At 38.6% G+C, this 14,478-nt stretch carries 17 protein-coding genes, 2 pseudogenes and 1 riboswitch; of the genes and pseudogenes, 8 read left to right on the forward strand and 11 right to left on the reverse strand.

Annotated features, from left to right (window positions below):
* Positions 1-99: 99 nt before the first annotated feature.
* From IEX94_RS05785 to IEX94_RS05805, 5 genes and pseudogenes are all read right to left on the reverse strand, one after another.
* The gene (locus IEX94_RS05785) at positions 100-279 is read right to left on the reverse strand and encodes a hypothetical protein (RefSeq protein WP_156856673.1); all 180 of its coding nucleotides are present in this window, start codon (positions 277-279) and stop codon (positions 100-102) included.
* 130 nt (positions 280-409) lie between these two features.
* On the reverse strand, positions 410-703 hold the full coding sequence (locus IEX94_RS05790) for a DNA-binding protein (protein ID WP_156856674.1): 294 nt from the start codon (positions 701-703) through the stop codon (positions 410-412).
* Between the two features lie 22 nt (positions 704-725).
* The gene (locus IEX94_RS05795) at positions 726-1,199 is read right to left on the reverse strand and encodes a DUF2812 domain-containing protein (protein WP_156856675.1); all 474 of its coding nucleotides are present in this window, start codon (positions 1,197-1,199) and stop codon (positions 726-728) included.
* Positions 1,200-1,202: 3 nt separating this feature from the next.
* Positions 1,203-1,514: a PadR family transcriptional regulator gene (locus IEX94_RS05800; RefSeq protein ID WP_156856676.1), complete on the reverse strand. Its 312-nt coding sequence runs from the start codon at positions 1,512-1,514 to the stop codon at positions 1,203-1,205.
* Between the two features lie 276 nt (positions 1,515-1,790).
* Positions 1,791-2,231 (reverse strand): annotated as a pseudogene (locus IEX94_RS05805) (aldo/keto reductase); the annotation flags it as partial.
* A gap of 290 nt (positions 2,232-2,521) precedes the next feature.
* Here IEX94_RS05805 and IEX94_RS05810 point away from each other — a divergent pair.
* Positions 2,522-2,914, forward strand: a complete 393-nt coding sequence (locus IEX94_RS05810) for an OsmC family protein (protein ID WP_188856419.1) — start codon at positions 2,522-2,524, stop codon at positions 2,912-2,914.
* A gap of 80 nt (positions 2,915-2,994) precedes the next feature.
* Here the strand turns inward: IEX94_RS05810 and IEX94_RS05815 are convergent, their stop codons facing one another.
* Positions 2,995-3,621 (reverse strand): metal-dependent hydrolase, encoded by a 627-nt coding sequence (locus IEX94_RS05815; RefSeq protein WP_156857821.1) that lies wholly within the window; start codon positions 3,619-3,621, stop codon positions 2,995-2,997.
* Between the two features lie 300 nt (positions 3,622-3,921).
* Here IEX94_RS05815 and dacB point away from each other — a divergent pair, with 300 nt between their 5' ends.
* The 7 genes and pseudogenes from dacB to IEX94_RS05850 all read left to right on the forward strand — a co-directional run bounded on the left by dacB (position 3,922) and on the right by IEX94_RS05850 (position 10,254).
* Complete coding sequence (gene dacB, locus IEX94_RS05820; RefSeq protein WP_229782584.1) at positions 3,922-5,334, forward strand: D-alanyl-D-alanine carboxypeptidase/D-alanyl-D-alanine endopeptidase; 1,413 nt, start codon at positions 3,922-3,924, stop codon at positions 5,332-5,334.
* A 692-nt stretch (positions 5,335-6,026) separates the two neighbouring features.
* A complete protein-coding gene (locus IEX94_RS05825) occupies positions 6,027-6,815 on the forward strand; it encodes a MerR family transcriptional regulator (protein WP_188856421.1) in 789 nt (262 codons plus the stop codon).
* A 108-nt stretch (positions 6,816-6,923) separates the two neighbouring features.
* Positions 6,924-7,068, forward strand: a riboswitch (FMN riboswitch).
* A 343-nt stretch (positions 7,069-7,411) separates the two neighbouring features.
* On the forward strand, positions 7,412-8,068 hold the full coding sequence (ribE, locus tag IEX94_RS05830; RefSeq protein ID WP_188856422.1) for a riboflavin synthase: 657 nt from the start codon (positions 7,412-7,414) through the stop codon (positions 8,066-8,068).
* Positions 8,069-8,078: 10 nt separating this feature from the next.
* Positions 8,079-8,696 (forward strand): annotated as a pseudogene (gene ribB / locus IEX94_RS05835) (3,4-dihydroxy-2-butanone-4-phosphate synthase); the annotation flags it as partial.
* A 236-nt stretch (positions 8,697-8,932) separates the two neighbouring features.
* The gene (gene ribH / locus IEX94_RS05840; RefSeq protein ID WP_156857825.1) at positions 8,933-9,400 is read left to right on the forward strand and encodes a 6,7-dimethyl-8-ribityllumazine synthase; all 468 of its coding nucleotides are present in this window, start codon (positions 8,933-8,935) and stop codon (positions 9,398-9,400) included.
* A 201-nt stretch (positions 9,401-9,601) separates the two neighbouring features.
* Complete coding sequence (locus IEX94_RS05845) at positions 9,602-9,802, forward strand: helix-turn-helix transcriptional regulator (protein WP_156857826.1); 201 nt, start codon at positions 9,602-9,604, stop codon at positions 9,800-9,802.
* On the forward strand, positions 9,799-10,254 hold the full coding sequence (locus IEX94_RS05850) for a DUF3278 domain-containing protein (protein ID WP_156857827.1): 456 nt from the start codon (positions 9,799-9,801) through the stop codon (positions 10,252-10,254). Before IEX94_RS05845 ends, IEX94_RS05850 begins: the two co-directional genes overlap by 4 nt.
* 97 nt (positions 10,255-10,351) lie before the next feature.
* On the opposite strand, the gene IEX94_RS05855 is transcribed toward IEX94_RS05850, so the two are convergent.
* The 5 genes from IEX94_RS05855 to IEX94_RS05875 form a co-directional block, all read right to left on the reverse strand.
* On the reverse strand, positions 10,352-10,717 hold the full coding sequence (locus IEX94_RS05855; RefSeq protein ID WP_188856423.1) for a DnaA N-terminal domain-containing protein: 366 nt from the start codon (positions 10,715-10,717) through the stop codon (positions 10,352-10,354).
* 113 nt (positions 10,718-10,830) lie between these two features.
* Positions 10,831-11,742, reverse strand: coding sequence for a glycine betaine ABC transporter substrate-binding protein (locus tag IEX94_RS05860; RefSeq protein ID WP_156857829.1), 912 nt, complete (start codon positions 11,740-11,742; stop codon positions 10,831-10,833).
* A gap of 202 nt (positions 11,743-11,944) precedes the next feature.
* On the reverse strand, positions 11,945-12,511 hold the full coding sequence (locus tag IEX94_RS05865) for a sugar O-acetyltransferase (protein WP_188856424.1): 567 nt from the start codon (positions 12,509-12,511) through the stop codon (positions 11,945-11,947).
* Positions 12,512-12,669: 158 nt separating this feature from the next.
* Positions 12,670-13,875, reverse strand: coding sequence for a Bcr/CflA family efflux MFS transporter (locus IEX94_RS05870; RefSeq protein ID WP_188856469.1), 1,206 nt, complete (start codon positions 13,873-13,875; stop codon positions 12,670-12,672).
* A 37-nt stretch (positions 13,876-13,912) separates the two neighbouring features.
* Positions 13,913-14,137 carry an HAD hydrolase family protein gene (locus IEX94_RS05875; protein ID WP_229782585.1) on the reverse strand — a complete coding sequence of 75 codons (225 nt, stop codon included), beginning with the start codon at positions 14,135-14,137 and terminating at the stop codon, positions 13,913-13,915.
* Positions 14,138-14,478: the final 341 nt, after the last annotated feature.

A 14,478-nucleotide genomic window follows, 5' to 3' on the forward strand; every position in this document is an offset into this window, starting at 1 on the left:
AACAGTATGAAAATTGTAACCATCCCTATCGTTGTAAAAATCGACTACATCATTCATTACAAGTTTTTGTATCCACTAATTGAAAAGAACATTTTTTTACTATTTATTTTTTAATTCCCGGCGAATAAATAATAAAGAAAGGAATAAGTAAAGCGATAAAATAAATGTAGCACCAACTACGGTCCAATTAATTTCCCCATTTCGGAGTATACTCACAATCATAATTCCTGTCAGAACACCTGCAACCAACAATAAATAAGACTTCCATACATGAACCACTTTATCCCCTACCAATCCATTCTACTTCAATGCATTTGATTTACGACGTTTCCTCATTATCTTGTTCACGGTATAATTCTTCACCCTCATTTTTCTAATTAGTTCTTCTAGTGAATCTCTCCACTATTCATTAATAATCATGTGAAGAAAACCACTCCATCAATTTTTTGTATGGATAATAATTTGTTCCGTTTAATTCAATCTTAGGGGCATTGGGATACTTTCTCAATAATTCTTCAATCTCATTTTTGTCTAGATTGGAGTAATATTCCAACTCACTTTCTTTGATAAAGAAATGATAATGATGGCCTTTCTCGGGATGCCCCATATTTTGTAGGCCTTTCCCAATAAAATATCCCATAAGACTTAACCCGACAGCTAACAAAACTAACCCGATTCCTAGACCAGATATTTCTATTTCCATTTGATTCCCTCCATTTTTTCATTCAAATGTTAGTGTATTCATGTTTTCTTCTAATTTTATGGTAAAGGGTCATAACGATCCAAACTACTGTTGGAAATACGATCCCTCCGATCACCATTGATGTTAGAATTTTAACTGTAGTGCCCGTCCCTCTGACAAATAGTAAAATAATGATCGTTATCGTTGTATCCGGATCCGTATATATCGGTTTTGTACCAGGACGAGCCCGGAATAAATGAATATCTGCTGAAGAAGAAACATGCGACCAGCCAGAGTTAAAAAAGAAATCAAAGTATTCATCTTGTTCGTCAGCATGTAATGAGCGATAGTCTATTGTGTAAATGTAATCTTTGTTTTCTCCTTTTTCGAGCGTATAGCCCATAAAGCTAAAATCACTGACATGCCAGCCTTTTAGAGAATATCGACGTAATTTATCCATATCTTCATACTCAGAGAAAGCTAGTCCACCTGATGTAATATATTTTGTTTTACTCATTTTTCACTCTCCCTTTAATCCACTTTCTGCTAATTCAATCATTTGTTTTCTCACTTGCAAATCTTCTTCCAGTACCTTTCTGCCATATTCGGTAAGCTCGTATGTTTTGCGCCTTGAATCTTCTCCGTCATACAAATAAATCCACTCTTGTTTTAATAACCTTTTAATAATCGTATACATGGATGCTGGACCTATTGTAATTACCCCATTTGTAGTTTCTTCAATTAAATTCATAATAGCGTAACCGTGTCTCGGTTTCGTTAAAGCAGCCATAATATAAAACATCGTATCTGTTAATTGCTCTGTTTTTTTCAAGCAATCATCTCCTATATCTATTCATGATATATCATAAAGCGATACTTGCATCAGACTTCAATATATCATAATGTGATATATATGTCTATAGGAAAAATGGAAAAATTAAAGAGACAATCTTCTTGAGCGATTGTCTCTTTGATATGTTAATTCTTTTTGACATGATTCCTATTGTAATATTGGACTGGCAAGCCTAATCACAACTCTTTCTCAAGAATTATTTTCGCTTCCCCTACTTTATCCGTATAAGTGCCAATCACATCAAACCCACTTTTAATCCTTCAATTCTTGCAACGCCCCGACTGCCTCAGCCTTTGGCGTATCCTCGTCTGGATAATGAATATACATTAAATCAATATAATCTGTTTTTAATCGTTTCAAGCTCTTTTCAACTTCTTGCTTTAAAAAGTCGGGATTGTTATTATTTATCATTCCATCTTCAGTAAAAACTGGTGAAATCTTCGTTGCCAGTACGAGTTCAGAACGTTTTCCCGTTTCCTTCACTACCTCACCAATTAATTCTTCTGAACGGCCTTTCCCGTATAGATAAGCCGTGTCGATAAAGTCAATACCATGATCAATTGCATAACGGACTGCATCTTTCCCTGCTTCTTCATCTAAGTTCGGAAAAAGATTATGACCACCAATTTTGTTTGTCCCCATACCAACCGGATTTACAACTAGATCTGTTCTGCCAATTTGTACTTTGTTTGTCATTTTAGCACTCCTTCTATGGTATTTATGAATTTGAAAATACAATACTTTTCTAAATATTCATTAGGAATATTATAATGCATGCCTTTTCGTGGAGCAATGATTATGTTTCGTTGATTACTTGGGAAATGTTGCTGATTTAGGATGATGCTAAGGTGGATCAGTGCCCGAAGAGGAGATGATCTACCAAGAAAAAATGCTCTTATTTGAGGATATGATTATATTTTCACTAAATTTTCATGTTTCTATATTATAATTGATGTATGAATATATATTGAAGGTAGGGGATAAATTTGAAATTTAAGATGAATGAACATGGGTTTGAGTCAAGCTTTGAATTTGGCGAGCTAAAAGTTTCGGGGCAGAGTGAATATGGGTATCGACCGTTTCAATTAATGATCTCCTCCATCGTGGGGTGCAGTGGTGGGGTATTAAGAAATATACTCAAGAAAATGCGCTTATCATATGAGGATATTACGATTGAAGCGGAAGTAACACGAAATGAAGAAATAGCAAATCGGATTGAAAAGATTCACTTGATTTACACGATAAAAGCAGAGGATATTTCTCAGAAAAAAGCTGAAAAAGCGATAGAGCTTACACGCAAAAACTGTGCAATGCTACAATCTGTAGCTGGCAGCATTCAAGTAACAGAAGAATTGCGGCTAAAATCTCCACATGACTAACATCTAAACATAGAAAAGTTGTTTCATATATTGCACCCCGAATCATCCGATATGGGGTGCAATAACTTACTATGTATCTGTTAAAAATCCTTCGATGATAATGGCAGAAACAACTTTATCCCCCGGTCATTGAACGGAAGAAATTTACTATCTGTAACCAAATGGCTAATATATCCGGCAAGACATGTATAATGAACGCCTTGAATTGCTAATGATTCTTCCAGCTTCAATGTAATAAAACTAAAGAATATCACTCCAATTATCGAATGGGTATAACTTCGATGAGGAACAAAGGATGCGATGAGCATATAGATTCCAAAGAGAATCAACCAAATCTCCTGAAGTGAAGCACCTCCAGCAATGACTCCGACACTTGTTAGAGTCAGCATATGTTTTTGTTTTAATCGTGAAGAAATTGCCAGCATGGCAAGTCCTATCCCCATCCCGAGGTATTGCCGGTTATCTTCTCCTTCAAAAAAACTATAAATAATCATTAAGAGTCCAATAAATTGCGCGACGGACCGAACTAATTTATGGGACAATGTAATTTTCCCACGTAACTTCCCGTCAATGTCCAGGTCTGGAACTAAAGCAGATACGGTTCCTAAGCCAACTAACAGAAAAGTTACCGTTGGATCTGCTTGAACTATATTTGCTGCAGCGAAGCCTATTGCTCCGCCAACTGTTGCATGTGCTGTACCATTCATCTTGCTGCTCCTTTATCTGCGTTGTTATTTTTCTATGCATTCATTAATTTTACTACAGAACTCAAACTTTTTTTAGCCACTCTTCCCATCATTCATAATTTTTACTCCGGCCGGATATAATTCAATAATGGACATACTTCTTTTTACCCGTTCGATATTGAAATAGGATGTGGATACATGAAATCAAAACCCTTTCTTAAAACGATGCTGTTTTTTATCGTAATTCTAATTGTTGCAAGCCTCCCGTCAGTATTCCCGGAGGAACCCTTATTCTTAGAAGCATCTAAGGAGGAAAGTTCAATGACACGTACCGAAAGTAAACCATTGGAGGAAAAAATCAATGCCATTTTAGAAAATGAACAGCTTGAAGGAGCTGTCGTTGGAGTCACTGTGAAACATGCTGCAACTGGAGATCTCTTATTTTCCCATAATGGAAACATTCGTCTTCACCCGGCATCCAATATGAAATTACTTACTGGAGCTGCTGCCTTAGAAACACTTGGGGTTGATTACCGGTTCCAAACTGAAATTTTATCAGATGGAGAGCTGAAAGGGAACATATTACATGGTAATTTGTATATAAAAGGAAAAGGTGACCCGACATTATTAAAGTCTGATCTCGATCAATTTGCTAGGGAACTAAAAGCCCAAGGAATTGAAACCATTGATGGCGACCTTGTTGGCGATGATACGTGGTATGATAATATACGACTTTCCCAGGATTTAAACTGGTCGGATGAGCCGTTTCATACGGGCTCCCAAGTTTCTGCTCTAACCCTTTCACCTAATGAAGATTATGATGCGGGAACAGTGATTGTTGAGGTGATGCCTAGTGAAAATGCGGAAGGAAAAGCCCAAGTCAGGGTAATTCCCGAAACCGATTATGTCACAATTGTCAATCAGACAAAACTCGTGCAAGCAGGAGAGGCTCAAGAGATTTCCATTGAGCGGGAGCATGGGACGAATAACATAATCGTGGAAGGAACAATGCCTGTAGACGGAACAGTATCACGTTCTTGGGTCTCGGTGTGGGAACCAGCCGGGTATGTACTTACTGTATTCCGTGACGCTCTAGCTGAAGAGGGAATTCAATTTACGGATGAATCCCGTGATGTGACGGGAGCGACTCCCGAACAAGCCAAGATCATTACTAGTAAAAAATCCATTCCACTTTCCGAGTTACTCGTACCCTTTATGAAATTAAGTAACAATGGAATTGGGGAAACTTTAACGAAGGAAATGGGGAAGCAAATCCACGGGGCAGGGACTTGGGATAAAGGTCTTGAAGTAATGGAAGATGTCGTGACGGAACTTGGTGTGGAACGAGAATCCTTCCTCCTTCGTGATGGTTCGGGAATGTCACATAAGACACTGATTTCAGCAAATAATATCGCGCAAATTTTATATGAAATCCAGAATAAGAGCTGGTTTGACGCGTTTGAGGACTCCCTGCCTGTTGCTGGAGAAGAAGATAGACTTGTGGGTGGGACATTACGTAATCGTTTGACTACAGAACCCGCCAAAGGAAATGTAAAAGCAAAAACAGGCTTGATCACGGGAGTGTCTACATTATCTGGTTATGTGACGAGTCTAGACGGAGAAAAACTTATTTTTTCAATTCTAATAAATAATCATTTAGGTCCTAGTGAAGCGATGCAGGAAATTGAAAATGAAATTGTGACGATGCTAGCTGGGCATGAATTTGTAGAATGATAGTTGGACGTGCGCTAATTTGCATGTCCTTTTCCTTTTTTAGATGCTTTATAATCGATCTAAACGTTAGGTATTGGATTCTTTTAGGTGGTTAGACCATCTTTTAATTGTACGAGCATGACGGAATTAATTAGGCACCTTCTATGTACATGAAATTAACGGAATCCAATTCGTTCAGGCAATTAGATGAATTCTAATTACACGAAATTAACGGAATCGGAATCGTTCACGCGATTAGGCGCCTTCTATGTATACGAAATTAACGAATTCGGAGTCGTTCACGCAATTAGGCGCCTTCTAAATACACGAAATTAACGGAACCGGAATCGTTCATCCGATTAGGCGCTTTCTAAATACACGAAATTAACGGAACCGGAGTCGTTCATCCGATTAGGCGCCTTCTATGTACACGAAATTAACGAATTCGGAGCCGTTCAGGCGAAGACACCTTCTTATACAAAGAATGCATCATCTCAAGTAGTTTGGATTTTTACAGTACTCATTTATTTAAGGTTTTTTTAGTATTAAATCTATAGCAATTTCAGAATTACTCTCGATTTTCCAAACAAATTAGCCTTTCCCCCTTGCCCCCTCCGTTACGTCACATGATAACTTATAATTAACAATAAAGCGAAACTCATTCAGTGGGGGATTACAGACCCTTAATACCTGATAAAATGGAGGGATTTTTTATGAATCATGAAGCACCTAAGTTTTCAATAAGTGAATTCAGCAAACAGGCCAGAATAACCGTACGCACCTTACGTTTTTATGAAGAGTTAGGTTTACTCGTACCAACTGAAAGAAATGAATCAGGCCACAGACTTTACGGATTAAATGAACTTGCGAAGCTGCAACAAATTCAATCACTAAAGTTTTTGGGCTATCCATTACAAGAGATCAAAGATTTCATAAAAGATGAAATGGATGGTGCTGCGCAGCTCGAGAAATCATTACCTTTGCAGCATAAACTTTTAACCGAAAAGCGGGATGAATTAAATCAGGCAATCGAAGCTGTCGAGCGAGTACAAAACTTACTCCAGGCAGGAAAATCAATCAATTGGACAGTGTTAAGTTCTTTACTTTTTCAAATGGAACATGAGGAAGATCTGAAGGAATGGGCGAAAGAGTATCTCCCGGAATCGGTTGCTAAAGAATACTTTTCCCTGCCAAAAGAATACCAGCAACTACTGGACGTGGAAATGCTTGATTGGCTAGCTAAGTTAGAAAAATTGATGCAAGATAATGTCCCTGCAAATTCACCAGAAGCTTTTGAATTACTAATGGAACTAACCGAACTGGCAACAAGACATGTTGAGGATAAAGAAGCCTTTGCGATGGAACTGGAAAAGGCGCAGGAGTTAATGGCTCAGGAGACAATGGATTTTCAGTTCCCTACCATGCTTACCTCTGAACAAGAATCCTATTTAATGAAAATTGGCGAGGAAATGGAGGCATTGTATAAGGAAAATGAGGAATAAATGATTATCATAGAGTTAGGGATAAACGTATTTCCATTTCGCCAAATAGGTACATCCAGTTGCCACATTTTATTGAACATGATACTTTAATAGTAGTATAATATTTTCCAATAACTTCGGGGCAAGGTGAAACTCCTTACCGGCGGTGTTCAAGTGTTATGCTTGTAAGTCCGTGACCCGTACTCTTTAGGAGACGGTGGAGCTGGTGTAATTCCAGCACCGACAGTTACAGTCTGGATGGGAGAAGTTGTTGCGAAAATTTATGCGATGCCGATTCTAGTATTCTCTCTTTTAAAACAGAAAGGAGCTGCAGAGAGTAAATTAATATAGAGAAATAGCTTCAGGTCGCGCATTTTAATTGATACGGTTACAAAACAGAAGCCTTACTCCTTATGGCATATGCAAGAACAAACGGAATTCTTTTATGCATCCTCGCATATTTCCGTATTTCTTAAATGTATGCATGTTTATAAAAACCGTACTCCAATCAAACTCTTTCCTTACCACCCAAACGCCCCGCGGTGGAAAGAATTCAAATACATTATTTTACAAAAACAGAAGATTACACGTGATCTCTAGAAGGAGGTTTTATTTCATTGTTCACTGGAATTGTGGAAGAAATTGGAACAATCCAATCCATTAAACGAAATCCCAATTCATTACAATTTAAAATCGCATGTACGACAGTTCTGTCCGATGTGAATCTCGGGGACAGTATCTCGGTGAACGGTGTTTGTCTAACTGTCCATGAACATGGACCAGGCTTTTTCACGGCTGACGTTATGCCCGAAACGGTTAAAGCGACAACGCTCCATACGTTACAGATCGGGAGCCCTGTTAATTTAGAGCGGGCAATGGCAGCGAATGGTCGATTTGGCGGTCATTTTGTCAGTGGCCATGTCGATGGGACTGGAGAAATCATTTCTGTTCGCCGTCATGAAAATGCGAAATACATGGAAATCAAGACAGATCAACAATTGCTGCAATATTTTATTGATAAAGGATCTGTCACGGTCGATGGCACTTCACTAACGATATTTGAAATTACAGGCAATGGATTTGTCATTTCCCTAATCCCTGTCACGCAAGCAGACTCGATTATTGGCGAGAAACAGCTTGGTGATTTCGTGAATATCGAATGTGACATGCTCGCAAAGTATATGGAGAATTTACTTTCTAAAAGATCAGAACAACCAGCAACGAATGGAATTACGAAGGCAACCCTAGCTGAAAGTGGATTTTTAAATGGATGAGGTGAATAAATTGTACGCAACCGTAGAGCAAGCAATCGAGGAATTAAAAGAAGGGAAAGCAATTATTGTAGTAGATGATGAGGACAGGGAAAATGAAGGCGATTTTCTCGCATTAGGAAAATTTGCAACACCGAAAATGATTAACTTTATGGCAAACGAAGGAAAAGGGTTGATTTGCGTTCCTATTGAAGAAGAAAAAGCAAAGCAGCTTTCCTTAACCCTAATGGCGCCGGAGAATACGGACCCTTACCGGACTGCATTCACCGTGTCGATTGACCATGTTTCAACACATACCGGGATCTCAGCTTTTGAGCGTTCAACAACAATCTTAAACATGTTGGATCCTGAAGCCAAAGCTAGTGATTTTAATAAACCTGGGCATATTTTTCCGCTGATTGCAAAGAGTGGCGGTGTTGTGGAACGACCTGGTCATACCGAAGCTGCAGTTGATCTAGCTAAGCTTGCTGGTGCAGAACCAGTTGGGGTAATTTGCGAGATTATGAGCCCAGATGGAACAATGGCGCGCGGTGCGGAACTGAAAAAAGTTGCAGAGCACTTTAATTTAGTTATTTTGACAATTAAGGATTTAGTAGAATACCGCAAATCGAGCAAGGTTCTTTTATCACGGTGAAATCATTCGTAAAACCCTCGCCTCAAAATAGAGAGTAATCAAATCTATCTAGTCGGGGGATAACGGACGCTAACACCCTGATTCACGAAAGCGAATTCAGTGGGGGAGGAGCAGTCGACTAAAAACGCGATTCGTTTCGCAACGTCGACACTAACATGTTCTGTGCGTCGAAACTTCTACTGAATGAAGTTTCGTTTGATAATAAATAGGAAAAACATTGAAGGAGAAGAAAAATGAGTAATATTTTCGAAGGTCATTTAGTAGGAACCGATTTAAAAATCGGGATTGTCGTTGGAAGGTTTAATGATTTTATTACCGGTAAGCTACTCGCAGGAGCTGAAGATGCCTTACGCAGACACGGTGTAAATGAAGATGATATTGATGTTGCGTGGGTGCCAGGAGCTTTTGAAATTCCAATCGTCGCAAAAAAGTTAGCAACATCTAAAAAATATGATGCAGTTATTACACTTGGTACAGTAATCCGCGGCTCTACCCCACATTTTGATTATGTATGTAGTGAAGTTTCTAAAGGTGTGGCTGCGATTAATATGCAAGATGGTATTCCTGTTATTTTCGGTGTCATAACGACCGATACAATTGAACAGGCCATTGAGCGGGCTGGAACGAAAGCCGGAAATAAAGGTTGGGATGCTGCAACAGCAGCTATTGAGATGGCGAATTTGATGAAGCAGATTTCATAACAGCTTGCATGAAGAACTCTCCAATTTTTGATTTGGAGGGTTCTTTAATTTTATAACGCGATTTATTGAATGTCAGCCCTCCCTGAATGTTGGTCTAATTCGTACATTTTTTATTTCACAGTTGACTTTACCCTCCTCTCTGATGTAAGATATAAATTACAAAAGAAATCTATATCTTACATTTCGTAAGTAGGGTGACAAATGAAAAACAACGTAAAAATTACTCGAATTAAAAATTCCATGACACAAGAGCAGCTAGCGCGCCAGGTTGGTGTCACCAGGCAAACAATTGGGCTCATTGAAAAAGGGGAATATAATCCTAGTCTCCAGCTCTGTATTAATTTAGCAAAGTCACTTAACAAAACATTGGACGAATTATTCTGGGAGGTTGATACGCAATGAAATCTTGGATATCCTTTCTATTACCGGATGATGAATATAAGGAAAAAAAGATGCTTTACTTTTTCACGGAAGGAGCAATTATCCTTTTTCTTTCCCTTATTGTAATGATGATCTGCAACAAGTTTTTTAATCTGGACACGGAAACTGTCTTATTGGCAGCCATTGCCATCTTCCTCTTTTATGTAACAGGAAGATATATACTAGCCGGGATGGAATATACAGATATTGCCACAAAACATGCGTACAAAAAAGAGTTAAGAGTGATATGCATTAGAACAATTGGATTTGTTATTATTTTTATGGCACTGTATTTGATTTTCATTAATATACCTTCGAGTCTCAACAATTGGGTTGAAATTTTAGGCTTATTGATAAGTGTCAGTGTAGTATCGTTTTTATCGAGTTATATTTCCTTAAAGCGTTCCTATAAGAAAAATAAGGAACTGTTATAATCCTACAAAAACGCACTTTCTTCAGTCTGTTAAGACGAAAAAAGTGCGTTTTAAAATCCCTTATTATTAACTCAAAATTAGAACGTTCCAAAAAACTTCATTTTTTCTCTAATTCACTTACTCTTCTTTCAAGGTTTTCAATTTTCTTTAGCAGGTCTGATACATCAATATACTTCGTTTGAGAATGTGCTTCAGTTGTAGAACTTGTCATCATCATTTTTTCCCCAATAGTAAAGGAAGCCTTTAATCTTTCACCAGTTAGTACATACAATAGTTCCTCAACTTGCTCCTTATATCGATTCTCCAACCAATCCCTTTGAAACTCATTAGCTGTTTCTATTATTAAGAGATTGTCCTTCATTTCAACGGCTTTTGTATTCTTAAACCATGTATCATAGCTTGCCTTTTGAATTCTCTGTTGAATCCTTTCTAAAACCTCTGACCATAATTGTTCAACATCCATTATGTATTAACCTCCAAATCATTTAGGGTAGCAAAATAAGTCTTGAAAAAAGGCCAGATAGCTTATCTGACCTTCAACATCATTCACCAAAATCCAATAAGGTGACAAGCCCCTTATTTCGTCGGCAATTCTTCAATACTATCAATATCCATATACGCCGGGACGACAAATCCTTGCTGAGCACCTTCTAAATTTGGTCCGAGGTCAACAATGTCATCTTTATATTGTTCGGCATAAGTAGCAGCTCCTACTGGAAGCCAAGCGATAAGCATGCCATCGATTTCTCCCTCTGAAAGACTTTCGAATGCGATACCCATATCAAGTGGAGTCAATTCGACCGTGTAACCTAATTCTTCAAGCATTAAAGCAACAACATTCGTTGATGATAGTTCCGTATCCCAATTCACATAGCCTAATTCAATAGTCTCTCCATCAACTGGCTCTATTCCTTCCGTCCAAACTTCGACTTTGTCCCGGTTATCTGCAATCCATTCTTCCGCTGCCTCGCGTGGCTCTACTTCATCGCTTTGACCAAACTTGGACATTACTTCATTCATGTCTTCTACTTCCCAGTAAAAGTTATCTAGGAGCTTGAAAGCTGCTGGTTGCTCCTCCTCAAGACCGTGTCTTACCATTGTATGAATATTTTCCGATTCACCTAAAGTACCTTGTGGATCCTCTAAGAATTTCAAATCATATTCACTGAACATCCAATGCGGCTCCCAAAGTGTAACAACAATCGGTTCTTCATTCGCAATTGCACCTTGAAGTTCCGTTAACATCGCCGGTTCTGAACTCGGCAGCAACTCTAGATCCAAATTGTACGCTTCTACCGTTTCCGCTGCTATATTCATTGTTCCAGAACCGGGATCAATCCCGACAATTTCTGTCAGTTCAGATGCATCGTTTTCCTCTTTTTCCCCGGAAGCAGAGTCACTATCATCAGATCCTCCCTGACAAGCTACTAATAAAAGTAAAGTAAGTATGCTTATAAAAATAATACTTTTCTTTCCTATCCATTTCATCGTTTCGGCAAGCCCTCTCTCTTTTTAGATTTATTTCATTTAACAAGGCGATAGTATACTAGATTATCTTTTACCGCAAAGTGCTTATATCGTGATTTTCCGCCATATTAATGAATCCGTAAAGTTCAGTGGGCTTATGGTCGAAAATCTTGCAAATCCCTTCTATATTTGAATTATTAGACATCATTTCTTTTACATCCGATTACCCATTTACCTCAATATGTTTAATAATTCTAGCTGGATTACCTCCGACTACAACATTATCTGGCACATCTCTCGTCACTACTGCTCCTGAAGCCACAACAACATTATGACCAATCGTTACACCCGGATTTACTATTGCACTACCACCAATCCAGACATTATTTCCAATCTTAATCGGTTTCGCATATTCTATACCCGAATTGCGTTTTACCGGATCAAGTGGGTGTGTCGCTGTATAAAGTTGCACACCCGGCCCGAGCATACAATGATCACCAATTCTCACTTCACATACATCCAAAATTGTACAATCAAAGTTCGCATAGAAATTTTCACCTACATGGGTGTTATATCCGTAGTCAAACCGTATATTCGGTTCCATATATATATTTTCCCCTGTAGAGCCAAGTAATTCCTTTAAAATTTCAACTCGTTTTTCCTCATCCGTTTCTAAAGTTTGATTATATTTTCTAACCCTTCGCCTTGCTTCCTTCCGCTCTTTTACTAACAATGGATCTTCAGGATTGTATATTTCTCCAGCTATCATTTTCTCTTTTTCTGTTTTCATTCGATCATTTCCTTTTTTGTATAGTCTCTGTTCCATTATTTCATTTCCACGATTTTTAAAAAATCGTGGACGTTTTTTCACATAAAAACATACATCAGTATCGGCGCGCTACTTCATATCTCATTTACAATTAATCTCCTGTTATTGAGCACTAATTTTTATTCATCTGCCTTATCTTTTCTCGCAACTGTAAAAAATACTGTAAAACCAATCAGAGTCGTTGTAAACATAATCGTTCCCATTGGAACTGCCGACGCTTCATTAATACCCGCAAGCGGGGAACAAAGAGATCCGAGAAGTAACGGCAGCATACCAAGAACAGCGCTCGCACTTCCCGCACGATGTCCTTGTTTCGCCATCCCTAATGTGAATGTACTTGTCGTAATCATTCCCATTGTAATCATATAAACAAAAATCAAAATGACAATGGCAGCTAAAGGACCTTCAATAATCGTCATGACGAGCAATAATGATGTTGCAGAAAGCGCAACGATGACTGCAGTCTGGAGCATCTTTTTCACGGGAATAATCCCGCTAAAGCGTCCGATAAGAAAGCTCCCCGTAATGATTGCCAATCCATTGATTCCAAATAGCACACTAAATACTTGTGGAGAGACCCCATAAATTCCCTGGTAGACAAATGGAGTCCCCGACACATAAGCAAAACTCCCACCATGGATAAATCCAACAACTAAAGCATAACCGATAAACGAGCGATCCGTAAATAAACTCCCCATCGTTTTTAACGAGGCACCTACTGAGCTTGGGATTCGATTTTCAGGCGGCAAGGTTTCTTTAAGGTTGAAAGCCACAATTACAACCATGATAAGGCCAATTAAAGCTAAAGAATAAAAAATACTCTTCCAATTTGTTGACTCAAACGATAAAATAAAGCCGCCAATCATTGGAGCCATCATCGGAGCAACAGCGTTTATCACCATTAGCAATGAAAAGAACTTTGTAAGCTCTGGGCCACTGAATACATCGCGCACAACGGCACGCGAAAGAACAACACCCGCTGAAGCAGTGAGCCCTTGTATAAATCGAGCACTAATCAATATTATTATATTCGGCGCGAGCGCACAGAGAAGCGAAGCGAAAGCAAACAGCGCTGTAGCAATTAGTAAAGGCTTCCGTCTCCCTTGGGCATCACTAATCGGGCCAACAACTAATTGACCGACAGCAAGCCCTAATAAACATGCAGTTAAACTTGCTTGTACAAGCGAAGCACTTGTATTGAAATCCGCAGCAATCCCAGGAAAACTCGGCAAATACATATCAATGTTAAGCGGTCCTAAAAACGCTAGCATTCCTAGCAGCAAAGCTAAGCCCAACCGGGTTGCGCCGGTCGGGTTATGTTGTATCGTTAATTCTTTTTGTAAATTCATTTACTCATTCCTTTTAGCAAATACTATTAAATGGTCCTTCCTTTGCAAAGTATTGATCGATTATCTTTAACACCCCATTTTGATTATTCGCTGGGGCAATATAATCGGCGAGCTGCTTCACATCTTCACTTCCATTTTCCATACCAAATTCATATGTAACATGTTTTAGCATCTCAATGTCTTTTTTAAACATATACAAAATAAGCGGAATAATCGTACCAGTAAGTATCCCAATCATAAGTCCAGCTATTAACATCCTGATAATATGCACAACAAAGACAGTTCTTTAGATGTTAAACACTTAGAACTGTCTTTGTTTACTCAAACTTTTCACGTATTAACGGTCTGTAATACCCCTCCTCTAAACATGAGGGAAAACCAATATGTGAAGGCCGGGGATAAACAGTCCGTAAATTCCTGATTCTGTTCAACTAACATTCAGTGGGGGGTAAGGATGCCCCACTGAATGAAGTTTCACTTTAACACGTATTAACGGTCTGTAATACCTCCTCCTCTAAACATGGGGGAAACCCAATATGTGAAGGGTGGGGATAAACAGTCCGTAAATCCCTGATTCTG

Origin of the sequence: Oceanobacillus indicireducens (genome assembly GCF_014647195.1) — a bacterium.
In the GTDB taxonomy this organism is placed as follows: domain Bacteria; phylum Bacillota; class Bacilli; order Bacillales; family Amphibacillaceae; genus Oceanobacillus; species Oceanobacillus indicireducens.